The sequence below is a fragment of the Croceitalea sp. MTPC6 genome (assembly GCF_036985525.1).
GTDB lineage: Bacteria > Bacteroidota > Bacteroidia > Flavobacteriales > Flavobacteriaceae > Croceitalea.
This window is the reverse complement of record NZ_BTGR01000004.1, coordinates 26,704-51,447: the sequence shown is the minus strand read 5'-3', so window position 1 is coordinate 51,447 and position 24,744 is coordinate 26,704. Positions and strand designations below refer to the sequence as shown.

Sequence of the window (24,744 nt, the reverse complement as noted above, 5' to 3'; positions counted from 1 at the left end):
TTTTAATTAAAGGGTATTAACGTTGTTTAGATCTTCAAAAGCCTTTTTTAAACGAGTGACAAAAGTCTTTTCACCCTCACGCAGCCAAACTCTTGGGTCATAAAATTTCTTGTTTGGTACATCATTACCATCTGGGTTTCCAATTTGAGATTTTAAATAATCTACTTTTGCTCCCATATAGTCTCTAATACCGCTCATAAATGCGTATTGCAAATCGGTATCAATATTCATTTTTATTACTCCGTAGCTGATACCTTCTCTAATCTCTTCAACAGTAGAACCTGATCCTCCATGAAATACAAAATCAATATGATTATGTTCTACACCATATTTTTCAGATATATGTTCTTGAGAGTTTTTCAAGATTTTTGGAGTAAGTTTTACGTTTCCAGGTTTATAAACCCCATGTACGTTGCCAAATGCTGCAGCCACAGTAAATCTTGGACTTACTTTGCTTAACTCTTCGTAAGCATAAGCTACCTCTTCTGGTTGTGTGTATAATTTAGAGTCATCCACATCTGTATTATCAACACCATCTTCTTCACCTCCAGTGATGCCCAATTCAATTTCTAAAGTCATATCCATTTTGGACATTCGCTCTAAATATTGCTTACAGATTTCAATATTTTCTTCAATTGGTTCTTCGGATAAATCGATCATGTGGGAACTAAACAGTGATTTTCCCGTTTTAGCAAAATGTTCCTCACTAGCATCCAGTAGGCCGTCTATCCAAGGTAATAGCTTCTTTGCACAGTGGTCCGTATGTAAAATTACGGGAACTCCATAAGCTTCAGACAGTGTATGTACATGCTTTGCTCCAGCTACGGCACCAGCAATAGCAGCTTTTTGACCTTCATTACTTAATCCCTTACCTGCATTAAACTGTGCTCCTCCATTAGAAAACTGAATAATAACAGGGGCATTTAAATCCCGTGCAGTTTCCAAAACGCCATTTATAGTATCTGAACCGATAACGTTAACTGCAGGTAAAGCATAATTATTTGCTTTTGCATGATTAAAAATCGCTTGAACTTCGTCACCTGTAGCAACGCCTGGTTTTATGTTGTGGGACATACTATTTTTGATTAGTTAGAGAGTTAAAACAAGAAACAAAAGTAATAAAATAATTAGGCTTAGAAAGGATAATTGATACCTATGTTAATGACAGACTCATTGAGGTTAAAGTCAGTAAACCATCTCTCTGAATCAATACGGGCTGGATTGTGGGTTTTAAAGCCTAAATCGAATCGAAAAACAAAATAGCTTAAATCATATCTTAGGCCAAATCCAGTACCCAAGGCAATGTCTGCCAAAGAATTAAACCCGTTAAAAGTAGCCTCCTCATTATCTACATTGTCAAAAACATTCCAAATATTTCCTGCATCAGCAAAAAGGGCACCTTTCACATCCCCAACAATAGGAAACCGATATTCTAAATTAAAGCTTAGTTTAAAATTTGCTTCATTAAAATCATTAAGGTTTTCAGTCCTTCCTGGTCCTAAGGAATATACTTGCCAAGCGCGATTATCGTTAGCCCCACCAGCAAAATAACTACGTACAAAAGGGATACTATTAGAATTGCCGTAAGGTATGGCCAAACCAAAAATACTTCTAAAAGCTAAAACACTTTCCCTATTTAAATCCCAATGCTTTACATAATCAAACTCTGTTTTTACATATTGTGAGTAGGGTACTCCAAAAACCAGTTCTTGACCATTTCCATCTGTATTAAAAGGGATGAAACTCGCAAAGGCGGATAAAAGGTTTCCTGCACTTTCCAATTTTATTCTGTACTGATAGAAGCTATTGTCATTAATATCTGACCTATTGTTTTTTTGAAAAGTAAAATTTGAAGAAAAAATTAGATTGTTTTCTGTTAAACGATTTCTTCGCTCTTCTATACTCCTAACTTCATTTAGGTCCTCAGCGTCTATTGGGAAGCCAGAAACTGTAACAGCATCAATAAAGCCATTTGTTCCAGCAGGAACGGATAACCTTAAATTATCCTGTTGGTTATTATTATCTTCAATAAAAAATTGGGCTAATTCTGGAAAATTTAATGGATCATCAAAGTTATCTGCAATATTGTCCAATTGCGAGTACGAGCTGTTATAAACGTTAAAAAAGTTTTCAGCATTGGTATTTCTTACAAACTCAATGTTCATAAGCTCAAAGGTGTTTTTTACGAAATCGTTGGGAGACCAGTTATAGCCCAAAACTGTATTAAGAACTTGTCTGTCCAAGCCAATATTTTGTTGGAAATTAGTACCTATTGAGAGTCTTGTTTGGGGAACCATATAGTATGGGATTACCCTTTCTGTATTAAAAGGAAACCAAATTCTTGGAAAAGTCAAGTTGATGTCTCCTCCAATTTCTGAAGTAAAAGTTTCATTGGATAGGTCGTTGTCACTCAAAATACCAATAGACCCTCTCGCAGATAAACTTAATGTTTCTGCTCCACCAAATACATTTCTCGTGAATACGGAAGCACTTAAAGCTGTTCCTATTTGTTGAATATCCGACCTAGAAATATCAAAATCCAACCCTAGGGAATATTTAGGCCTAGCCGCTAAATAAATATTGGTGATAAGGCGAGGAGATTGTACGGTGTCCTGTTGAAAGTCAATATTTGGATATTTAAAGGTATTTAAGTTGGTTATTTGTCTTTGTGTTCTAACTCTATCTATATCTCTGTAAATACTGTCCTTTTCAAAAAAAATGGCATCAGTTAAAGCATTAGGCTTATAACGTAATTCATCTTTGTAAAAAATAGTATATCCTTCATGTTCAATAGATTTTAATGAGTCTCTGTCTTGATTGAAAATATAGTCCGCAAAGATGTTTATTTTTTCAAATCGGTGAACCTTGTACTCTTGTGAACTTGTACTGTCATTTGAAGCAACAAAATTTTTGATGTTCATTTGCACGTCCATATTTTGATCATTGGCGATTTTGGTAGTATCCCTTAGAATATCGTAACTAATTGAACTTTCTTGGAAATTATATACCCCAGAATTACGAAAAACACTTGTTAAGCGCTCCCTTTCTTTATTAAAGTTTACTAAGTCAAATTGTTGATTTTCTTTTAAGAAAGAGTCTTCGGTAGTATTTAAATACAATGAGTCAATGTCCGAAGAAAGAATATTCCTTGCTAAAGAATCAATATAATAAGGCTTTCCCAAGTTAACCTCGTACTTTATTTCTGCTCTCTTTTTTCGCTTTATTGGAATAATTGTGTAGTCTGCAGTATTGTTAAAATAACCTTTGCTGCCATAATATGCTTGTATGCGTTCAATAGACTTTTTAGTTTTAGAGGTGTCTATTATTACAGGTGGTTCCCCAATCCTCTTAAAGAAATTGCTGTATCCTTTTACCAAAAAAGATTGCCCTAAACGGTTAACCTGTTTTTCGGACAAAAAAGAATTGAGTCTTTGTTTTCGCTTAGGTTTTTTTTGTAACCAGTTTTGGTATAATGAGTCGGGGTTTTCTTTTGCTAGGTTATATAGGTTTAAGCGTAATGGATAGCCCGCTAAGTTACTGTTGGGTTTTTGGGACAATAAATTTTTGACCTCTTCTTTTTTTATTTTTACACTATCTGCATAAATAGTATTGTTGGTCAATAAAAAATCCTCTTCGCCAACTTTTTTTATTGCATTACAAGAAGATAAGATGAGCAGTAGCAGGAATACCCCTATTTTTGCCCTGAATTTACAAAGAACCTTTATTATCTTCATTGAGGTCAAAATTAAGTGATTTAACATGGTTAGCAAAAACCAACTGAAACTGATTAAAAGCTTACATCAAAAAAAGTACCGAAATGAACATGGGCTTTTTTTTGTCGAAGGTGTAAAAGGGGTGAAGGAACTTTTAAACTCCAGTTTTAAGGTATTCAAAGTTTTAGTAACAAAAGAGTTTAATTCAATTTTTCCCAATATAGAGACTGAAGAAATTACGGATGTAGAATTAAAAAATATTAGTGCACTAAAAAATCCAAGTGGTGTACTGGCAATTTTTGAAATTCCAGAACAGCTACCAGTTGATTTAAAAGATTGGATTGTTGTTTTGGATGACGTAAGAGATCCTGGGAATTTGGGGACGATTATAAGGCTTTGTGATTGGTATGGCATTAAAAGTTTGGTTTGTTCAAAAGAAACAGTAGATAGTTTTAATCCTAAAGTGCTTCAAGCCACTATGGGCTCTATTGCTAGGGTGAATATAGTTTACAGGGATTTAGAAGTTTTTTTGACCAATACCGATTTACCAATTTTTGGAAGCTTTATGAAAGGTACTTCAATCTATAAAAAGGAGCTTCCCGATGCTGGCGTGCTTATAATGGGTAATGAGGCTAATGGAATATCAATTAAAGTTGAGCATAGCATCACTGAAAAAATTACAATACCCCAATTTGGAAATCAATCCGCAGAAAGTTTAAATGTAGCGACGGCCACTGGAATAATTTTAAGTAAAATAAGAGGCGGTAGTTAGTATGACTATTCAAAAGTTAGATTGATGAAGATTCCCCTTGTACGAGCAGCAAGGATATTACCGGTCCATGCGCTGTTAGGGTCATCATCGGGCACCAACTCATTGGTAAGTGCGAAAACGCCCCTTATAGATGGTGTAAATTTAAAGAACTCTGTATAAAAGTCGACCCCAAATCCGAGTTCATAACCGTATACATTCTTTTTCATTCTAAATGTACCACTGCTGTTATCATCCAAACTATCTTCATTTGCTCCAAGATTGATTGCTGCGTAGCCACCTCCAATAATAAAAGGTTTAAAATTATTGAAACGTTTGGTACTAAGCTTCAATAGTAACGGGAATCTAATATAAGTGGACCTTACTTCTCTAATTGCTTCATTTTCAGTAGTAAAGCCAGGAAAACCAAGAATTCTTTGCGAATATAAAAGACCAGGTTCTAATCTTACATCTACAAATTCATTTACTCGTAATTCACCTATTAGACCTACATTAAAGCCAAAACTTTTATCGACAAGAATATCTTGGCCAATATCATTTTCATACTCAAACTGAAAATCATATTGGTTCATACCTAAATAATAACCCCAATTCAAAAGGGCTTTATCCTCATTTTGAATGTTAATTATGGGGTCTTTACGAAATTGCGCTTGAAGATTGTTTGTAGCCATAAATGTGGCCAGCAAGACAAGTAAGTTTTTCATTTATTTATTTTGACGCTACGTATATAGTTGCCACCCCAAATGTTTGAGGTTTGTTCTCTATACCTATAAACCCAATTTTGGCCAAAATATTGTTGAAGTCCTTGCCATGTGGAAAGATTGCTGCCGATTCTGAAAGATAGTTGTATGCCACTTTATCCCTTGAAAATATTTTACCTATAGCCGGTAAGATATACTTGGCGTATACGCTATAACCTTGCTTAAAAGGGATTTTTGTAGGCACGGAGGTTTCCAATATGGCCAAAGTCCCCTTAGGTGCTAAGACTCTATAGATTTCTGCCAATCCTTTTTCTAGGTTTTCAAAGTTTCTTACACCAAAAGCAACGGTAATGGCATCGAAGGAATTATCATCAAAATTTAGATTTTCACTATCTCCAACAACCATATCAATGGTAGTGTCCAGTTTTTTTTCATTAACCTTTTCTTTTCCTACTTCCAACATCCCTGTTGAAATATCAAGCCCTACAATTTTCTTGGCACCGGTTTTTACCATCGCAATAGCTAAATCTCCAGTACCTGTTGCTATGTCCAAAATAGTATTTGGTTTGGCATTGCCAATAAGCTTAACCACCCTTTTTCTCCATTTGGTGTCAATACCAAGAGAAATAACTCTGTTTAGACCATCATAATTTTTTGAAATGGTATCAAACATTTTGGTGACCTGTGCTTTTTTGCTTAATTCTGAATCTTTGTATGGAATTACCTTTTTTGCCATCGTAAAAATTGAACCGCAAAGATACAACATGGACCATGAGTGGTATATATACTTCAGAAGCAAAATAAAATGTGTAATTTTGTCTTGTAATTCAGAAACTATCCCGCTGTATGGGTGAAAGTTTTCACTATTTAACAGACTATCCTTTTCCTCATAACTGCTCAATTTATAAAATTGATTATAGTTAAAAAAACCTTTTGAGTTAATGAAAATAATCATAGCAGGTGCTGGCGAAGTGGGCTTTCATTTAGCCAAGCTTTTATCATATGAATCGCAGGATATCATATTGATTGATACGGATAAGGAAAGTCTTTCCTATGCGGATAACCATTTGGACATTAGGGTTTTAAAGGGAGATGCTACGTCAATTTCTGTACTTCAAGATGCCAATGTGGAAAGTTCGGACTTGGTGATTGGTGTTACTGCTTCTGAAACCACTAATTTGACATTATGTTTGCTGGCTAAGCAATTGGGTAGTAAAAGAACAATCGCCAGAATTTCGAATACTGAATTTGTTGACAATAAAGATCTTATAAAATTCAAAGAGTTGGGTATCGATGAGTTGATTTCTCCAGAAGAATTGGCCGCTAATGAAATTCAATTGTTATTGAATCAATCTGCGTTTAATGATACTTATGAGTTTGAGGAAGGTTTATTGACTATGGTAGGTGTTTTTCTACCAAAAACTGCTCCTTTTGTTGGTAAGATGGTTAAAGAGGCTGCCACTATTTTTCCAGAACTCCATTTTATGCCCATTGCTCTACAGCGTATGGGTACCCAGTATACCGTTATACCAAGGGGGGATACGGTTTTTAAGGAAGGAGATCAATTGTATTTCATTACTTCTGCTGAAGGTGTAGATGAGCTCTACAAGCTTACGGGGATGAAAAAGAAAGAAATTAAGAACGTGATGATACTTGGTGGTAGTAAGGTAGGATGCAAGACTGCCAATTACCTATGCAATAATAAATTCAACGTAAAGCTTATTGAAAAAAATAAGGACAAAGCATTTGACATTGCAGATACATTGCCCAATGCATTGGTAATAAATGGAGATGGTAGAAATGTAGAACTGTTGGACGAAGAAAGTTTAAATTCTATGGACGCTTTTATAGCTGTGACCGGGAATTCCGAAACCAATATCATGTCATGTCTTGTGGCTAAGTCTAAGAACATTAAAAAAACCATTGCTTTGGTGGAAAACATGGATTACTTCCAACTTTCACATTCCATTGGAATAGATACCCTAATTAATAAAAAACTACTAGCGGCCAATAATATTTTTAGATATATAAGAAGGGGAGAGGTTTTGGCCCTCACCAGATTGACTAATTTAAATGCAGAAATCCTAGAGTTTGAAGTAAAGTCGACTTCGCTTGTAAATGGAGAGATTATCAAAGAACTCGATTTTCCTCGTGACGCCATTATTGGTGGGGTGATAAGGGATGGAAAGGGAATTATCGCGTTAGGGGATTTTAAAATCTTAGAAGGGGATAAAGTTGTGGTATGCTGTCTTCCAAAGGCAATTTCAAGAATTGAAAAGCTATTTTTATAATGCGACTTAATCTTAGGATTATCGTTCACATCATGGGCTTGCTATTGCTATGCAATGGTGGTTTTATGCTGCTTGCTGCATTGGTTAGCGGATTGTACAAAGATGGTGCGACTTTAGATATGGCCATGGCTGCCATAGTAACACTATTGGTAGGTGTTATGGCGATGTTTTATACCCGGGGACACCGAAAAGAAGTTAAAAGAAAAGAAGGGTACATCATCGTTACTTTTGGATGGATAGTAATGTCATTGTCTGGCGTGCTACCTTATCTTTTTTCAGGAGCAATACCTTCAGTTACAGATGCTTTCTTTGAGACAATTTCTGGATATACTACAACTGGTGCTTCAATTTTAAATGATATTGAGGTTTTGCCAAAAGGAATTTTGTTTTGGAGAAGCCTCACCCATTGGATTGGGGGAATGGGTATTATCGTTTTGGCAATTGCTATTCTTCCGCTTTTAGGGATAGGGGGAATGCAACTATTTGCAGCTGAGGCACCTGGTCCTGGTGGTGATAAACTACACCCTAGAATTACGGACACTGCTAAAAGACTGTGGTTTATTTATGTTGGTTATACGGTTGCAGAAACCATTTTATTAAAGCTAGCGGGGATGTCATTTTTTGATGCGATGAACCATGCATTGGCAACGTTATCAACTGGTGGCTTTTCCACCAAAAATGCCAGTATTGCATTCTGGAACAATCAACCCATTATCCAATACATCATCATCGTTTTTATGTTTTTGGCAGGTACAAATTTCGTTATCAGCTATTTTGCATTTACAGGTAAGGCACAACGGGTCATCAAAGATGAAGAGTTTAGGGTGTATACCATTTTTATTGTTGGATTTACTTTGGTTGCTTTTTTAATTGTTCTGCTTCAAGCGGATGTTCCTGTTTCTGATTATCATCCACAGGTATGGGGTAAGACAGAAAGTTCTTTTAGGCATGCTTTGTTTCAAGTATTGGCAATTGTTACTACCACAGGATTTGTAACGGCTGATTTTACGAATTGGACGCCTTTTTTAACTGTTTTCTTTTTTGGACTGATGTTTTTGGGTGGTTCAGCAGGTTCAACTTCTGGGGGAATTAAAGTAATGCGCCACTTGTTGATTATTAAAAATGGAATCTTGGAATTTAAGCGTACACTCCATACCAATGCAATTATTCCTGTTAGGTACAACAACAAAACAGTGACCGAGCATATTGTCTATAACATCATTGCATTTTTTGTACTGTACATGCTCTTATTTATCATAGGGGCATTAGTGCTGGCATTTTTGGGCTTGGATTTTGAGTCTGCAATTGGTGGTGCAGCATCATCTTTGGGTAATGTTGGGCCAGCTTTGGGGGATTTAAATCCAGTAGTCAATTTTAGCGAACTGCCTGCTTTTGGTAAATGGTGGTGTGGCTTCTTAATGCTTTTAGGAAGATTAGAACTGTTTACTGTTTTAATTTTGATGACACCTTTCTTTTGGAAAAAGACTTAATTTGAAACGTATTTTCCTTTTCAAATTGATTTTATTCAACCACTGCTTTAATCCTGGATATGGCTTCTCTAATCTCTTTTTCAGAAGCGGCATAAGAAATTCGGATGCTATTGCCATTTCCAAAAGCATCACCAGTTACTGTTGCTACATTGGCGTTTTCAAGTAAATACATGGCAAAGTCTGAAGCATTATTGATTTTGGTGCCATTTAAGGTTTTTCCAAAGAATGCGGTGATGTCCGGGTATACATAAAATGCACCTTCAGGCTCATTACACTTAAATCCATCAATACCATTTAACAATTCAAGAATCAACTTTCTTCGTTCTTTAAATTCACCCACCATGTATGTAATACGTTCTGGTGATTCTGTTAAGGCGGTAATCACAGCTCTTTGCGCAATACAGTTAGCTCCACTGGTAACCTGACCTTGTAATTTATTGCATGCTCTAGCGATGTAAGTTGGAGCACCAATATAACCTATCCGCCAACCGGTCATAGCAAAAGCTTTTGCAACGCCATTAACAGTTACTGTGCGGTCATACATGTCTTCAAATTCAGCCATAGAAGCATGTTCTGTTACCCCATAATTAATGTGTTCGTAGATTTCATCACTAACTACAATAATTTGAGGATGCTTTTGCAGGACGTCTGCCAACGCTCTAAGCTCTTGTTTGCTATATATGGAACCGCTAGGGTTACAAGGAGAGCTGTACCAAAGCATTTTTGTTTTGGGAGTAATGGCAGCTTCTAGTTGAGCTGCTGTCATCTTAAAATCATTTTCTATGGATGTCGGCACTTCAACCGGTACACCATCTGCTAGCTTAACAATATCGCTGTAACTTACCCAATATGGGCATGGTAGAATAACTTCATCTCCTTTGTTCAAACTAACTTGTGCAACGTTATATAAAGCTTGTTTTGCTCCTGTAGAAACGACTATTTGCGATGGTTCGTAGGATAAATTGTTATCCCTTTTGAATTTTGTGATAATAGCTTCTTTCAATTCAACATAACCGTCCACCGGAGTGTAAGAATTATATCCATCGTTTACTGCTTTTATAGCAGCTTCTTTGATGTAATCTGGAGTATTAAAGTCTGGTTCCCCCAAACTTAATCCAATGATATCTTTTCCTGAAGCTCTTAATTCACGGGCTTTGGCAGCCATTTCGAGGGTTGCGGAAGGAGTTACGCTATTTATCCTTTCCGAAAGTTGGTTGTTCATTGTTGAGTAGAATTTCTAGTATTGTAAAGAAGGTTGTTTCCCCAATTCTTTCAAATGTTTAAAGTGTGAAATTATAGCTTTTCTGGTTGTTTTGTATTCGTTATAAGGTAAATTAAACTCCTTGGCTGTTTCTTTCACAATTTTAGAAATTTTTGTGTAATGAACATGACTGATATTTGGAAAAATATGATGCTCAACCTGATGGTTTAATCCACCGGTAAACCAATTTATGATTCTATTCTTAGTTCCAAAATTTACAGTAGTGAAAAGCTGGTGAATAGCCCAAGTGTTTTTCATAGTGCCACTTTCATCTGGCAGCGGGGTTTGAGCATCATCAACGATATGTGCCAACTGAAATACGACACTCAAAATTACTCCAGCAACGTAGTGCATAATGAAGAAACCAAGTAAAACTTGCCACCAGGGAATGTCTACTAAAAGCAAAGGAAGCACAATCCAAATAGTTATATAAAGTGTTTTCGTAATAACTAATGTACTCCAGTTTATTACTGGACTTGGTAGTTTGCCATAGGATAACTTTCGCTTCATATAACGGTACATTTGCTGAAAATCTGTAGTTATCGCCCAATTAAAAGTCAACAATCCATATAGGAAGATTGAATAATAGTGTTGGAATCTATGATGTTTTTTCCATTCAGCGTGCTTTGAAAAACGTAATACACGTCCAGCTTCCATATCCTCATCATGCTCGTGAATGTTGGTGTAAGTGTGGTGTAACACATTATGTTGCACTTGCCAATTATAAACATTGCCAGCAAGAATATAAATACTACTGCCCATTAACTTGTTCACCCATTTCTTGTTGGAGTAAGAACCGTGGTTGCCATCATGCATTACGTTCATACCTACCCCGGCCATGCCAACACCCATAAGCATAGAGAGTAATAAATACCCCCAAAATGGTAGGTTTAAAGTTAGGATTAAAAAGTATGGTGCCAGAAAAATGGAAAACATCACTATTGTTTTTAGGTGTAGTTTCCAATTACCTGTTTTTTTGATTTTGTTCTCGTTAAAATATTGATTGACTCTTTTATTAAGAGTTCTAAAAAACTGTGCGGAATCCTTTCTTGAAAATCGAATTGTATCCTTCTGCATCTTTTGAAATTTTACATTACAAAGGTAACTAAATTGGTAGTCCTAAAAGTTAGGGTTATACTAAAACGTTCTTTGGGATTCTAAAAGTATTATTTTTGGCCAGTTTAACAAATATGATGACTGCAGAAATCGTTTTTAAATATTTTCCAACACTAACCGAAATTCAAAAACAGCATTTTTTACAATTGGAGTTTATGTATAAGGATTGGAACCAGAAAATAAATGTGGTTTCCAGAAAAGATATTGATGAACTTTATATACGACACGTGCTTCATTCCTTAGGAATTGCAAAAATCCAAAAATTTAATGAAGGTGCCACTATTTTAGATGTTGGTACTGGTGGAGGTTTTCCTGGAATACCTTTGGCAATATTATTTCCTGCGACAAACTTTACGCTCGTGGATGCAATAGGTAAAAAAATAAAAGTGGTTCAGGAAGTTATTGATGGTTTGGGATTGGAAAATGTTACGGCTCACCACAGTAGAGTGGAAGATTTACCGGGACAGTTTGATTTTATTGTGAGTAGGGCAGTAGCAGCAATGCCAACTTTTGTGCATTGGATCAAGGGGAAAACAAAAAAAGATTCCTTTCATGAAAGAAAAAATGGAATCCTTTATCTAAAAGGTGGTGATTTGACCGAGGAATTGAAAGCTTATAGAAGTGCTGAAATATTTGATTTGCCCGAGTTTTTTAATGAGGATTTCTTTGAAACTAAAAAAGTTGTCTACTTGCCTCAGAAGTTTAAGGGTTAATATAGGTGTAAAAAGGACTTAGTCCACAGTACAAGGAAAATCAACTGGACTATAAAGTATTTTGGCATTTTTTATTTCGTCAGGTTGAATTTCTGTAAAGAAAGTACCAAGCAAATCACCTTCACAATTATATACTGGTATGACAGTATTGCAAAATGGACAACAATTATTTGAAACAAAAACAGTCTCACCTTTGTATTCTGCTATTTGAATGTAGAAATACCTAGAAGTTTCACTGTCAATATTTTTTAGTTCCTCTATTTGACTTTTTAGCCATGATAGTTCCTCAATTGGATTATTCACATCACATGCCGCAATAAGAGGTAAATCATTGTCATCATTTTCACAGGATAATAAAATCAGGAATATACTAGTGAAAAACAAAACCCTTTTCATATGTCTTTTTGTTTTACAGGTGCTTTATTTTCAAAAGGGTTGCTTTAGGCATAAAAAAAAGGATGCATTAGCGCATCCTTTAATAATTTTGAAAAAAGGTTTTATTTACTCCATGGCGGAACAACACCGTTGGAACGAGCGTAAGCAATTAACTGTCCTTTGTGCTCTCCATTATGTTCCATCATCGCCAAAAGTCCACCCATTTTGTTCATTTTAGCAAAACCAAAGTCTACTTCTGTAGTCAAATCATCATTTTTAACCATCATGATTTTTTCTAATACGAATTCATTTGACTTTTTTAGGGTTTCTATAATCTTATCTTTTCCGGTGATTTTTCCTAAATTCATCATATCCACATCTTCTGGCGGTGGAAAACCCATTTTCATGGCTAAATAGTAATTGCCGCCAGCAATATGTAAAAGTGCTTCTCCAACGGAATTTACACCTTCAGCTGGTCTCCAATCATACTGACTTTCAGAAAAAGCTTCAGCAAGTTGAATAACTTGCCCTTGATTGCCCTGTAAAACACCTTTTATGGTGGATTGGGCCAAATTGTCTTGTGCATATGTTGCTACTACTAAGAGTAACATAAACAGCATTGTTAATTTTTTCATTGTGATTTAGATTAGGAATTCTTATTAAATGAGATATAAATCAATACATCATAAATGTAATCAAAAATCTTTTTTCCTAATCATTGCGACAAGTTTTGTTATATCTAGAAATTAAGTGTGAAGCACTAAATCATAGACCCGTTTGCACTTCCGAGAGTAACATTTTAAGCTGGACCATACCTTTTCTACAAAGTGACCTAAAGAAATTAATATGTTGCCTAATGCTGTCATAATTGATGATTGAATTAATCACATAACAATTTAGAATCAATTAATTAACGTTAAATTTACATAAAAATTGTGAACCTGAAGCGCGAATTGTAAAATAATCCTGTTTTAGTATAGATATATTAAGATAGTTTTAATGGTATTCATTCCTAATAATATAAAAGCCGCTCATAAATTGAGCGGCTTTTATTATTTGTGTCAACTATTATTTTCTACCCCAAAAATGGATAACGATAATTCTCTGGAGTTACAAAAGTCTCTTTAATCAATCTTGGGGAAACCCAGCGCAATAAGTTTTGTGCAGAACCCGCTTTATCATTGGTTCCTGAAGCTCTAGCGCCACCAAAAGGTTGTTGGCCAACAACCGCACCAGTTGGTTTGTCATTAATATAAAAGTTGCCTGCACAGTTTTGTAAAGCTTTAGTAGCTTCATCTATAGCATATCTATCTTGTGAAAGTACAGCACCGGTTAAGGCATATTCTGATGTACCATCAACTAGTTCTAAGGTTTTAGACCAAGCTGCATCCTCATATACATAAACCGTAACTACAGGGCCAAAAAGTTCGGTACACATAGTGGTGTATTTTGGGTCATTCGCTACAATTACTGTTGGCTCAATAAAGTATCCTTTAGATTTATCATATGAGCCACCTGCAAAGACTTCAGCGTTTTTATCCGATTTTGCTTGGTCAATGAACTTTGCCAATTTGTCAAAAGAGCCTTCATGGATTACTGCAGTTATAAAGTTGCTCATATCCTCTGGGGAACCTGGTTTATTAAAGCTTTCTATATCTTTTTTGACCAAACCTAAAATTTCATCAGCTGTGGATTTAGGTAAATAAACTCTAGAGGCTGCACTACATTTTTGTCCTTGAAATTCAAAAGCACCTCGTGTAATCGCTGTTGCAACCTGTTGGGGTTTTGCAGTTGGATGGGCAATGATAAAATCCTTACCGCCAGTTTCTCCCACAATACGAGGATAGGTTTTATAATTATGAATATTAGTTCCAATCTGTTTCCACAATTCTTTAAAAACATGTGTAGAACCTGTAAAGTGCAGTCCTGAAAAATCTGGACTTGCCAAAACGGTATTAGTAATCATTACGGGGTCACCCATGACCATATTGATGACACCATCAGGTAAACCAGCTTCTTTGAAGACATCCATGATGACTTTTGCAGAATAGACTTGGCTATCACTAGGTTTCCATACCACCACATTACCCATCATAGCAGCACTTGCCGGTAAATTTCCTGCAATGGCAGTGAAGTTAAAAGGCGTTATGGCATATACAAAACCTTCTAATGGACGGTATTCTACTCTGTTCCAAATACCTTCGGCAGAATCAGGTTGTTCTTCATAAATCTGGCTCATATACTCCACGTTAAAACGAAGAAAATCAATAAACTCACATGCAGCATCAATTTCTGCTTGGTGAATTGTTTTTGATTGTGCCATCATTGTGGCAGCATTTATTTTTGCTCGGTAAGGTCCGGCAATCAGTTCTGCAGCTTTTAAAAAGATAGCTGCACGTTGTTCCCAAGTTAGATTTGCCCAGGCTTCTCTAGAGTCCAAGCAGTTGGCAATTGCTTTTTCAACGTGTGATTTTTCAGCAGTATGGTAATGACCAACAATATGTTTATGGTCATGAGGGGGAGACATAGGTTTTTTGTCCCCTGTCTTAATTTCTTCAGGTCCAATGTAAAGCGGAACTTCCACTTGACTGTTATAATATGTTTTGTATTGTTTGAGAACGGAATCACGCTCAGGAGTGCCTGGAGAGTAACTTTTTATAGGTTCATTAATTGCAGTTGGTACTTGAAAAAAACCTTTACCCATTTCGGAAAGTTTAAGTGTTAAATATTTCCGGCAAAGGTACTAAACAGTAATCTAAAAAGCGACTAGTTTAAGGCGAAAGGAGCAGCAAATTTAAAGGTAGGCACTTCAACCAAAAATTCATCGGTTGAGGTCAAGTTTACCATATGGAAAAAACCTCTCATTGCGCCTATCGGTGAGGCTAAAAGTGATCCAGAACTGTACGTATGGGACTTGCCAGGCCTTATAACGGGTTTTTTCCCAATTACACCTTCGCCGTCCACGGTTTCTGTCTCTTTTAAGGAGTCAAAGATGTCCCAATGTCGTGCAGTCAACTGAACATTTTCCTTGCTTTGGTTTTCAATGGTAATGGTATACCCAAATGCATAATGCATTTTATAATTTTTGAAGAAGGTTCCTTCAAAAGTAGTTTGGACCGATACTTTAATTCCTTTGGTTACTTGTGTAATCATAATTAGTAGGTAAAAACGCTTCCTATTCCCAATAACAATACTGTAATTATTGCTAAAAAAGTAAATACTGAATTTAGAAACACGTATTTAATACTCGTTTTAAAAAATCCTTGGTTGTAGAATTTTCTCATGGCCTGAAAAAGGTAAATTCCAAAAATTAGCAAGAATAAACCAGATGTGGACCAATCAAAAATTGAGTCTATTATCCAACTAAGGATGAGCAAGATAAATAATAAGGATTGGTTGTGGAAACTAAAGATTAAATGATCGGTATAGGTGTATTTTTTACGGATGTACACCACAGAAATGAAAATTGTAAAGATGGGTAAAAAGAAAAATATGACAAATGGAAGCTTCGCCATAGTATCATTTAGCCAGCTACCAGGTTGCCGCAAAGCTCGTAAACTACTTTTTGAAGCATTAAATGCCAATTTAGTGCCCAAAGAGCCGTCAATATCATATTTTGCCTTGGCATCTGCATAGCTGCTAATAGAATCTCTTCTCAGCATTAAAAAGAAAAACTCCATTTTATCAAACGCCCCACTTTCAGAATCAGTTAAGAGATTTTGGTAATATTGTTTTGGATTTGCATCCATTAAAGAATCAGACTCTTTTTCTTTTAACTCTCTTTGTTTTATGTAGTATTCTAAAGAGTCAAGACCTTGTAAACCTTTATTTAGCTCTGGATTGTTTGTTTTTATGGAATCTAAACCTTTAAAAAGCTTATCTAGCTGCGCTTCGGATTCAATACTGTCTTTTTCTTGTTCTTCCAAGGTTTTATCGTCATCAAAAGTAAATGATAATGGTCCTGTCTGTTTTATTTTTTCATCCAATTGTAGGTCATCCAAGGTTGAAAAAGTGCCCCCGTAGCTTACCATTAAAAAGTATAAAAAAGCCAAGCTTAAAAGAAACCGAAAGGGATTGGTGTAAGAAATGCGTTTTCCCTTAATATAATCTTTGGTAATGGTGCCAGGCTTTATTAGCATGGCATATAGCGTGGCCAATAATTTAGAATCATAGTTGACCAGATTGGAAAGAAACTCATCAAAAAAGTCTTTCAGTGTTAGTTTCTTAATGCTATTGGCTTGTGAGCAACTTGGACAGTATTTGTCACTCATATCCAAGATATGACCACAGTTAAGGCATTCAGTGCCCCTGAACTTTAGTTCATAACGCCCTTTGGTAATAAGGCTTCTTTCTTCTCCCTTTGCCATTTGGTTGGTTCTGGGATTAAAGATAAATTAATTACTGATATTTCTTGAGTTGACCGAGCCAATACCTATAATGCTATCATACATGTCTCCAAAATTGCGGTAATAAACTAGAATAAGGTAATTGTTCTCAGTAAAATGGAAGTTGCCCGAAACACTATTAAGGTCTATAATGCCTTCTTCATCTTCTGTTACATACTTATAGTTATAGAAGCCTTGTTTAAAAGGATAAGTTAATTCTAAGTTACCACTATCTTCATTATAGACCATTTTGTTTTCTTCACTGACTTCGTAATTATTGAATTTCCCAAAGACATAAACATTGTCCAAGCCCATTTCAGGATTGTAAGGAAGGCTAAAATGTACTTTGGTATATTCTGCCTCGCGGGAAACATCAGTTCCTTGTAGGGTTCTAACAACAAAATCTCCGTTTATATCAGGGAAATAAGTATAGGGTCTATTATATCTGTATTGATTGGTAAAAAGGTAATGATTGTACAATTCTTTAAACTCTATGTTGGCTATGGCAAATGATGGCGCTCTTAAATCTTTGGTATCAAAATTTAAGTATTCATTACCTCCATAAAAACTGGTTTCTTGGTCATATTTATAGACCAATTCATTTCCCAAGGTGAATTGAGGCTTTATATTATAGATTGCTGTTGGCCAAAAATAATTTTGGATTAGGGCCACTTTCACCTCTTTTTTTGGATTCACAACCTCAAATCCAGAAGTGTTGATATTGAATTGAACTACTTGTTTCTCATTCAAAAAATTAAAATCTCGAGAACGTTTGGCAACGCCGCCAACTTTTACTAAATCTTGATAGATGACAAATCGCCTAGAGAATTGGAGTTCTTGTCTGGTATTGTAGACCTCAATAACGTAATTGCCACTCACCTTAAACTTTAGTTGACTGTTAGGGAGGGTTAATTGGTAATTGGAATAGGGTTGTAAAGTGGTAAGACTGTTTTCGTAGTTAATTATTCTTTGGTTATCTGTACCAACTATATATTGTGATTTTAACAGCTCAGACGGAGTCCAGTCATAATCGCAATGCACAATTTTAAAATAGTAATCTTGTTCACTTGCCGTAATATCATCGAATTCCAAAAGAATTTGTTCCCCTAATTTAATAACTGGAAATTGATCTTCCGTTGGACCTTTGAAAATGATGGTTTTAATATGGTACGGTGGATTTACTTCTTCTTGCACCTGTGCGAATAGGGTAGAAGTAAATAAAAGCAGCAAAAGCTGTTTAAGAAAAAAGCGCATTCAAAGCATATTTTGAGGGTAAAGGTAAACAAAAAGTATGCCCAACAAATTAAGCTCGATGTAATACTAATTTTATGGTCAATTAATTATAATAATTATCCTTTAAGTAGTAAATTTGCAGCAATTTTGTTAACGAAAGGTCCACACGAATTATGTCTAAAGACATCCGAATAAAAAAAGGGTTGAACATCAACCTAATCGGGGCTGCTGAACAAACTACATCCAAGGCTGTTTTAAGCAACGTTTATGCCCTTAATCTAGAAGATTTTCACGGAATTACCCCTAAAATGTTGGTTAAAGAAGGTGCTGAGGTCAAAGCTGGGGAGCCTATTTTTTACAATAAGAATATCGAAGACATGTGCTTTGTTTCTCCTGTAAGTGGGGAATTGATTGAAATTGTAAGAGGTGCAAGAAGACGTATTTTAACTGTAAAGATACTTGCAGATAAAGAACAAAGCTATCAAGAAAGTACTGTGATTGATGTAGATAATACAGATGCTGAGTCTTTAAAAAAGGCTTTCTTACTATCTGGTTGCTGGCCTTTTATAAAACAAAGACCATATGATGTGGTTGCAAATCCAGATGCAACTCCCAAAGCGATTTTTATATCAGCCTATAGTACCGCTCCTTTAGCAGCAGATGTTGATTATGTACTTAGAGGTAAAGAGAATGAATTACAGGCTGCAATAACAGCACTTGCCAAAATGACACCGGGTCAAGTTCACGTCTCTGTTGGAAATAAAGAAACATCATCTTTTACAAACCTAAAGGGGATAACCTTGCACAAAGTTTCCGGTCCGCATCCTGCAGGACTGGTTGGGACACAAATCAATAAACTAGACCCCATCAATAAAGGCGAGACGGTTTGGACTGTAGCCCCCCAAGATTTGGTAGTTATGGGTGAGTTTTTGTTAACAGGAAAGTTTAATGCAGAACGTACAGTCGCTTTAGCTGGCTCATCAGTAAAAGCTCCAAAGTATTATACTACCAAGATTGGTGCTGAGATTTCAACTTTCTTATATGCAAGCGGAGTTAATGAAGATAAATTCAGATTGATTAACGGTGATGTGCTGACAGGTTCAAAAACTAGTCCAGAAGGCCATTTGGGCTTTTATAACAATACAGTTACAGCTATTCCAGAAGGCGATGATTATGAGTTCTTTGGATGGAATAAGCCTGTATTTAATAAAATATCATCTACAAGGGCATTAACATTCTCTTGGTTAAATAAGAACAAAAAATACGATTTAGATACCAATACCAATGGTGAGCATAGAGCTTTTGTGGTAACTGGTAGATATGAAGAAGTTTTTCCTTTAGATATTTATCCGCTACAGTTGTTAAAAGCCTGTATGGTTAAAGATTTGGACGAAATGGAGCAATTAGGTCTTTACGAAGTAGCTCCAGAAGATTTTGCACTAACAGAGTTCATATGCATTTCTAAACAACCGCACCAGCAGATAATCAGAGAGGGACTCGATTTAATGTATCAAGAAATTGGATAAAATGGGCATGAAAGAAAAATTACATCAGCTTAAATTAAAATATCAGGGTAAAAAAATGGCTCCAGCCTTTAATGCCCTTCATACCTTTTTGTATACACCGAACGAAACTACACACTCTGGAAGTCACGTTCGCGCAGTTGACGATTTAAAAAGGACTATGAACACTGTAATCATGGCATTGGTGCCATGTTTGTTGTTTGGTATGTTCAATGCCGGTTATCAGCATTATTCCGCAATTAATGGTTTCCCAGCTGAGTTCTCATTATTTGAGCATTTCCTTACTTGGGATAACTTTTGGCTAGGGGCAATTACCATCTTGCCTTTGGTCATTGTTTCTTATGGCGTTGGTTTGGTCATCGAATTTATTTTTGCTGTAATCAAAGGTCACGAAGTAGAAGAAGGGTATTTAGTGACAGGAATGTTGGTTCCGCTTATTATACCAGTTGACACACCTCTTTGGATGCTAGCTGTAGCTGTTGCATTTGGTGTGGTAATTGGAAAAGAAGTATTTGGCGGTACTGGAATGAATATTTTAAACCCGGCATTAACCATTAGAGCATTTTTATTTTTTGCATATCCTACATGGATGAGTGGGGACAAAGTTTGGGTTCATGATGCGGTTAATTTGGCAGGTACTGCTGATGCTATTTCAGGTGAAACTATATTGGGGTATCTAGCTCAGGGAAATACAAGTGAATTTTCATACTCGGTCTCGGATATGTTCTTTGGATTTATTCCCGGTTCAGTGGGCGAGACTTCTACATTATTGATTTTACTTGGAGGATTATTTTTGATTTTCAGCAAAATTGCTAGCTGGAGGATTATGCTAAGTGCTGTTATAGGTTCCTTAGTGATGGGACTAATATTTAATGGTGCTGTTGCTTGGGAATGGATTCCGGAATACAGTAAATTCTATGGTTTAATGAGCTTTGATTTTTGGAAACACTTGATTGTAGGTGGGTTGGCCTTTGGTATTGTCTATATGGCCACAGACCCAGTAACAGGTTCACAGACGAATAAGGGAAAATGGATTTATGGATTTTTAATTGGATTCATATCCGTAATGATTAGGGTATTTAACCCAGGATATCCAGAAGGCGTGTTCTTGGCAATATTGTTAATGAACGTTTTTGCACCAACCATTGACCATTATGTGGTTCAAGGTAACGTAAAGAGACGTATGAAAAGATTAAAAAACGCAACAATTCTTCCAAAACCATCGGATGGTAAAGCAGAGGAATTAAAAGTAGAAACAGTTTAGGTATGGCAATCAATACAGACAAAAATTCATACACCGTAATTTTTGCGGTACTTATGGTAATCTTTGTGGGGTCTGCACTTGCTTTTATGGCATCGGGACTTAGCGATAAAATTAAAGAGAATGAACGTTTTGAAAAGCAACAGAACATTCTTTATGCCATGGGTGTAAATGAAAATACGGAAGATAGTGGCGTAAATTTTATTCCCACTACAGAAGTAGAAGAAGAATTTTCAAAATATATCACTCAACAATTAATAATAGCACCAAACGGAACTGTTGAAGAGCAGAATGATGCTTATCTAATTGATATGAAGAAACAGTTGTCTGCACTTAAAAATGGGGATGATGCTAAGTTCCCATTGTTTGTTGGTGAGAAAGATGGAAAAAAGTTCTATATACTTCCAATGTATGGTAAAGGACTTTGGGATGCCATATGGGGTTTTATGTCTCTTGATGAAAACATGGTAGTACAGGGCGCTTATTTTGACCATAAAGGTGAAACACCTGGACTTGGCGCTAATATCAAGTTACGGTATTTCATGGATGATTTCACTGGAGAATCTGTTTTAGATGGAAACAGATATGCTGGAGTCTCAGTTGCAAAGGGAAATAACGATCCACTCAATGAAAATAAAGACGATAATGAGGTTGATGCCCTAGCAGGAGCTACAATTACTGGAAACGGTGTAGCCGCTATGATTAAAGAGACCTTGAAAATATACAAACCTTACTTAGAAACGATTAGAACCAATTAATATGGCGCTACTTTCAAAAAAAGATGCAAATCTTATATTAGACCCACTTGCGGATAATAACCCAATTACAATCCAAGTTTTAGGTATTTGTTCTGCATTGGCAATTACAGCAGAGCTAAAGGCATCTATTGTGATGTCTATTTCAGTAATATTTGTGTTGGGGGTTGGTAATGTAGTTATTTCTTTAATGCGAAATATCATCCCTTCAAAAATTAGAATTATTGTACAATTGATAGTAGTGGCCACATTGGTCATTATTGTTGATCAAGTTTTAAAGGCATTTGCTTATGAATTAAGTAAAACACTTTCTGTATTTGTTGGATTAATAATTACCAACTGTATTATTATGGGACGTTTTGAGGCTTTTGCATTAGGAAATGGGCCTTGGAAATCGTTTTTAGATGGTATCGGAAATGCCCTTGGTTATGGAGTTATTCTTATCATAGTTGGATTTTTTAGAGAATTATTAGGAACAGGAACTTTGCTTGGATATCCAGTTTTAGGAGATCCAATTGCTAAGACAGGTTTATATGCAACGGGTTATGAAAATAATGGTTTCATGATTATTCCTCCTGCTGCGCTAATTGTTGTAGGTATTATAATTTGGGTTCAACGTTCAAAAAACAAAGCATTAATTGAAGAAGCATAAATAGAAGATTATGTTAGAGCATGTAGAATTATTTTTTAAATCCATTTTCATAGACAACATGGTATTTGCCGTGTTCTTGGGAATGTGTTCATACTTGGCTGTTTCCAAAAAGGTAAGTACTGCTGTAGGTTTAGGTGCGGCAGTAATCTTCGTATTAGCAGTTACCGTCCCATTGAACTGGTTGTTAGATCAGTATTTATTGCAAGACGGTGCATTAGCTTGGTTAGGTCCGGAATATGCAGATTATAATTTAAGTTTTTTATCCTTTATTCTATTTATAGCAACTATTGCGACAATGGTGCAATTGGTTGAAATAGTTGTGGAGAAATTCTCACCATCCCTTTATAACTCATTAGGTATATTTCTCCCATTAATTGCGGTGAACTGTGCTATTTTAGGAGGTTCATTATTTATGCAAGCGAGAGAGATTCCAACCCTTGGACTGGCATTTAACTATGGAGTTAGTTCAGGTATTGGTTGGTTCTTAGCTATTTTGGCAATTGCTGCTATCCGAGAAAAGATTAGATACTCAAACGTCCCTGCTCCATTAAGAGGATTGGGAATCACGTTTATCATTACCGGACTTATGGGAATTGGTTTTCAAAGCTTTGGAGGAATGTTGACAGGGGATAACGAACCACCGGAAGAAACACAGTCAACCACGGCAGAAAAGATTGAAGTAGAAGAAATTAAGAAAGAGATTGAAGATGAAAAAGCAGTCTCTTATAACGAAGTTAAAAACAAATAAAAAATGATTTTAGCTACAAGTACAGGAGGTACTATACTAATCACAGTAGTCGCGTTTCTAATATTATTATTAATGTTGGTTGCACTACTTTTATTTACAAAAGAAAAACTATCACCATCTGGTCCGGTTACATTGACAATTAATGGTGAAAAGCAAATTGAGGTTTCTTCTGGAGGTACATTGTTGTCTACTTTAGGCAATCAAAAAGTATTTTTACCGTCTGCATGTGGTGGTGGTGGTACTTGTATCCAATGTGAATGCCATGTGCTTTCAGGTGGAGGTGAAGCTTTACCGACAGAAACACCTCATTTTTCAAGAAAAGAATTACAGCATGGAGCACGCTTGGCTTGCCAAGTTAAGGTAAAGCAGGATATGGAAATTACCATTCCTGAAGAAGTGTTTGGTATTAAAAAATGGCCAGCGAAAGTTGTTCGTAATTATAATGTAGCATCTTTTATTAAGGAATTTGTTGTTGAGATTCCTGAAGATATGGGTTACAAAGCGGGTGGTTATATTCAGATAGAGGTTCCCAAATGTGAAGTAAAATTCGCAGATATGGACATAACTGCTCACCCAGAAGAACATGATACCCCAGATAAGTTTCAAGCAGAATGGGACAAGTTTAATCTATGGCCTTTGGTAATGAAAAATCCAGAGATGGTAGAAAGAGCATACTCAATGGCTTCTTTCCCTGCTGAGGGAAGAGAAATTATGCTGAATGTGCGTATCGCAACTCCGCCATGGGATCGTTCTAAGAATGGTTGGATGGATGTAAACCCAGGTGTGGCATCTTCATATATTTTTGGCTTAAAGCCGGGAGATGATGTGGTGATTTCTGGACCTTATGGTGAGTTCTTTATTAATGAGTCAGACTCTGAAATGTTATATGTTGGTGGTGGTGCTGGAATGGCTCCAATGCGTTCACACTTATATCATTTGTTTAAAACCTTAAAGACCAATAGAAAGGTTTCTTATTGGTATGGCGGTCGTTCAAAACGTGAACTATTCTATTTGGACCACTTTTATAAATTAGAAAAAGAGTTTCCAAACTTTAAATTCTACTTAGCGCTTTCAGAGCCTTTAGAGGAAGATAACTGGAAGGTTAAAGAGAATATAGACGCTCCAGGAGACGGTTTTGTTGGATTTATACACAATTGTGTTATAGATAACTATTTAAACCATCACGAGTCACCAGAGGATATTGAATTGTATTTCTGTGGGCCTCCATTAATGAACAAAGCAGTTCAAAAAATGGGTGAAGATTTTGGAATTCCAGATGAGCACATCAGATTCGATGATTTCGGTGGATAGCTAATAGAGAAAATTATAGTTTTTAGAATCTAAAATTTAAGCCGATACAAAATGTATCGGCTTTTTATATAAATGGAACGTAGAAAACTTACAGAACAAGAACTACACAACTTAGCAATGAATATTGTTGGTAAGCAGCTTGAGGAAAATGGATATGAGTTTTTAGCGGTAAATAGCGAACTTAAAAAGAATCCGCAGTTTGTTTGCACAAAAGAAAAGAAGTTGAGTTTTGTTGTAGTAAAAAGTATTGAATATCCTGGAGACCCTAAGGATATGGAATTCTTTAGAGCAGACTTGAATAAAATGCGAGACCATGCTTTAAAGTTTGAAGCTCGTACTTTTTATGCAGCTGTAGGTTTGGTTAATGCTAAAGATTATAATCTTCCAGTAAATTTAAATGAAGATTATATAGTAGACTATGATGGACTTGTTGAGATTAAATAGCTG

The 24,744-nt window shown here is 35.9% G+C and carries 23 protein-coding genes; 11 read left to right on the top strand and 12 right to left on the bottom strand.

Annotated elements, in window-relative coordinates:
- Nucleotides 1–6: 6 nt before the first annotated feature.
- Both fbaA and tamL read right to left on the bottom strand, forming a co-directional pair.
- Nucleotides 7–1,074: a class II fructose-bisphosphate aldolase gene (gene fbaA / locus AACP56_RS09150; protein WP_339338728.1), complete on the bottom strand. Its 1,068-nt coding sequence runs from the start codon at nt 1,072–1,074 to the stop codon at nt 7–9.
- Between the two features lie 59 nt (nt 1,075–1,133).
- Nucleotides 1,134–3,734: a translocation and assembly module lipoprotein TamL gene (gene tamL / locus AACP56_RS09145; protein ID WP_339338730.1), complete on the bottom strand. Its 2,601-nt coding sequence runs from the start codon at nt 3,732–3,734 to the stop codon at nt 1,134–1,136.
- A 25-nt stretch (nt 3,735–3,759) separates the two neighbouring features.
- Here tamL and AACP56_RS09140 point away from each other — a divergent pair, with 25 nt between their 5' ends.
- Nucleotides 3,760–4,485: a TrmH family RNA methyltransferase gene (locus AACP56_RS09140; protein WP_339338732.1), complete on the top strand. Its 726-nt coding sequence runs from the start codon at nt 3,760–3,762 to the stop codon at nt 4,483–4,485.
- Nucleotides 4,486–4,490: 5 nt separating this feature from the next.
- Here the strand turns inward: AACP56_RS09140 and porT are convergent, their stop codons facing one another.
- Both porT and ubiE read right to left on the bottom strand, forming a co-directional pair.
- Nucleotides 4,491–5,186, bottom strand: a complete 696-nt coding sequence (porT, locus tag AACP56_RS09135) for a type IX secretion/gliding motility protein PorT/SprT (RefSeq protein WP_339338734.1) — start codon at nt 5,184–5,186, stop codon at nt 4,491–4,493.
- Between the two features lie 4 nt (nt 5,187–5,190).
- A complete protein-coding gene (gene ubiE, locus AACP56_RS09130; protein WP_339338736.1) occupies nt 5,191–5,919 on the bottom strand; it encodes a bifunctional demethylmenaquinone methyltransferase/2-methoxy-6-polyprenyl-1,4-benzoquinol methylase UbiE in 729 nt (242 codons plus the stop codon).
- Nucleotides 5,920–6,124: 205 nt separating this feature from the next.
- On the opposite strand from ubiE, the gene trkA reads away from it, so the two are divergent.
- Entirely contained in the window at nt 6,125–7,474 is a 1,350-nt protein-coding gene (gene trkA / locus AACP56_RS09125) for a Trk system potassium transporter TrkA (RefSeq protein WP_339338738.1), read from the top strand.
- Nucleotides 7,474–8,964 (top strand): TrkH family potassium uptake protein, encoded by a 1,491-nt coding sequence (locus tag AACP56_RS09120; RefSeq protein ID WP_339338740.1) that lies wholly within the window; start codon nt 7,474–7,476, stop codon nt 8,962–8,964. The genes trkA and AACP56_RS09120 overlap by 1 nt, the downstream gene beginning before the upstream one ends.
- 31 nt (nt 8,965–8,995) lie before the next feature.
- Here AACP56_RS09120 and AACP56_RS09115 read toward each other — a convergent pair whose 3' ends face one another.
- Together AACP56_RS09115 and AACP56_RS09110 are read right to left on the bottom strand one after the other, a co-directional pair.
- A complete protein-coding gene (locus AACP56_RS09115; RefSeq protein WP_339338742.1) occupies nt 8,996–10,186 on the bottom strand; it encodes a pyridoxal phosphate-dependent aminotransferase in 1,191 nt (396 codons plus the stop codon).
- Between the two features lie 15 nt (nt 10,187–10,201).
- Nucleotides 10,202–11,302 carry a fatty acid desaturase family protein gene (locus AACP56_RS09110; RefSeq protein ID WP_339338744.1) on the bottom strand — a complete coding sequence of 367 codons (1,101 nt, stop codon included), beginning with the start codon at nt 11,300–11,302 and terminating at the stop codon, nt 10,202–10,204.
- A gap of 116 nt (nt 11,303–11,418) precedes the next feature.
- On the opposite strand from AACP56_RS09110, the gene rsmG reads away from it, so the two are divergent.
- Nucleotides 11,419–12,054, top strand: coding sequence for a 16S rRNA (guanine(527)-N(7))-methyltransferase RsmG (gene rsmG, locus AACP56_RS09105; RefSeq protein WP_339338794.1), 636 nt, complete (start codon nt 11,419–11,421; stop codon nt 12,052–12,054).
- An 18-nt stretch (nt 12,055–12,072) separates the two neighbouring features.
- On the opposite strand, the gene AACP56_RS09100 is transcribed toward rsmG, so the two are convergent.
- From AACP56_RS09100 to AACP56_RS09075, 6 genes are all read right to left on the bottom strand, one after another.
- Nucleotides 12,073–12,450, bottom strand: coding sequence for a hypothetical protein (locus AACP56_RS09100; RefSeq protein WP_339338746.1), 378 nt, complete (start codon nt 12,448–12,450; stop codon nt 12,073–12,075).
- Between the two features lie 101 nt (nt 12,451–12,551).
- Nucleotides 12,552–13,064: a DinB family protein gene (locus tag AACP56_RS09095; RefSeq protein ID WP_339338748.1), complete on the bottom strand. Its 513-nt coding sequence runs from the start codon at nt 13,062–13,064 to the stop codon at nt 12,552–12,554.
- A 440-nt stretch (nt 13,065–13,504) separates the two neighbouring features.
- Nucleotides 13,505–15,133, bottom strand: coding sequence for an L-glutamate gamma-semialdehyde dehydrogenase (pruA, locus tag AACP56_RS09090; RefSeq protein ID WP_339338750.1), 1,629 nt, complete (start codon nt 15,131–15,133; stop codon nt 13,505–13,507).
- A 62-nt stretch (nt 15,134–15,195) separates the two neighbouring features.
- Nucleotides 15,196–15,582 carry a Co2+/Mg2+ efflux protein ApaG gene (gene apaG, locus AACP56_RS09085; RefSeq protein WP_339338752.1) on the bottom strand — a complete coding sequence of 129 codons (387 nt, stop codon included), beginning with the start codon at nt 15,580–15,582 and terminating at the stop codon, nt 15,196–15,198.
- 2 nt (nt 15,583–15,584) lie between these two features.
- Entirely contained in the window at nt 15,585–16,796 is a 1,212-nt protein-coding gene (locus tag AACP56_RS09080) for a DUF3667 domain-containing protein (protein WP_339338754.1), read from the bottom strand.
- A gap of 27 nt (nt 16,797–16,823) precedes the next feature.
- Nucleotides 16,824–18,068 carry a type IX secretion system plug protein gene (locus AACP56_RS09075; protein ID WP_339338756.1) on the bottom strand — a complete coding sequence of 415 codons (1,245 nt, stop codon included), beginning with the start codon at nt 18,066–18,068 and terminating at the stop codon, nt 16,824–16,826.
- A gap of 152 nt (nt 18,069–18,220) precedes the next feature.
- Here AACP56_RS09075 and AACP56_RS09070 point away from each other — a divergent pair, with 152 nt between their 5' ends.
- The 7 genes from AACP56_RS09070 to AACP56_RS09040 all read left to right on the top strand — a co-directional run bounded on the left by AACP56_RS09070 (nt 18,221) and on the right by AACP56_RS09040 (nt 24,741).
- On the top strand, nt 18,221–19,573 hold the full coding sequence (locus AACP56_RS09070) for a Na(+)-translocating NADH-quinone reductase subunit A (protein ID WP_339338758.1): 1,353 nt from the start codon (nt 18,221–18,223) through the stop codon (nt 19,571–19,573).
- A 1-nt stretch (nt 19,574) separates the two neighbouring features.
- Complete coding sequence (locus AACP56_RS09065; protein WP_339338760.1) at nt 19,575–20,834, top strand: NADH:ubiquinone reductase (Na(+)-transporting) subunit B; 1,260 nt, start codon at nt 19,575–19,577, stop codon at nt 20,832–20,834.
- A 2-nt stretch (nt 20,835–20,836) separates the two neighbouring features.
- Nucleotides 20,837–21,589 carry a Na(+)-translocating NADH-quinone reductase subunit C gene (locus tag AACP56_RS09060; RefSeq protein WP_339338762.1) on the top strand — a complete coding sequence of 251 codons (753 nt, stop codon included), beginning with the start codon at nt 20,837–20,839 and terminating at the stop codon, nt 21,587–21,589.
- Between the two features lies 1 nt (nt 21,590).
- The gene (locus tag AACP56_RS09055; RefSeq protein ID WP_339338764.1) at nt 21,591–22,238 is read left to right on the top strand and encodes an NADH:ubiquinone reductase (Na(+)-transporting) subunit D; all 648 of its coding nucleotides are present in this window, start codon (nt 21,591–21,593) and stop codon (nt 22,236–22,238) included.
- 10 nt (nt 22,239–22,248) lie between these two features.
- A complete protein-coding gene (nqrE, locus tag AACP56_RS09050) occupies nt 22,249–22,986 on the top strand; it encodes an NADH:ubiquinone reductase (Na(+)-transporting) subunit E (RefSeq protein ID WP_339338766.1) in 738 nt (245 codons plus the stop codon).
- Between the two features lie 3 nt (nt 22,987–22,989).
- Nucleotides 22,990–24,297, top strand: a complete 1,308-nt coding sequence (gene nqrF, locus AACP56_RS09045) for an NADH:ubiquinone reductase (Na(+)-transporting) subunit F (protein ID WP_339338768.1) — start codon at nt 22,990–22,992, stop codon at nt 24,295–24,297.
- A 72-nt stretch (nt 24,298–24,369) separates the two neighbouring features.
- Nucleotides 24,370–24,741 carry a Na(+)-translocating NADH-quinone reductase subunit F gene (locus AACP56_RS09040; protein ID WP_339338770.1) on the top strand — a complete coding sequence of 124 codons (372 nt, stop codon included), beginning with the start codon at nt 24,370–24,372 and terminating at the stop codon, nt 24,739–24,741.
- The last annotated feature ends 3 nt before the right edge of the window (nt 24,742–24,744 follow it).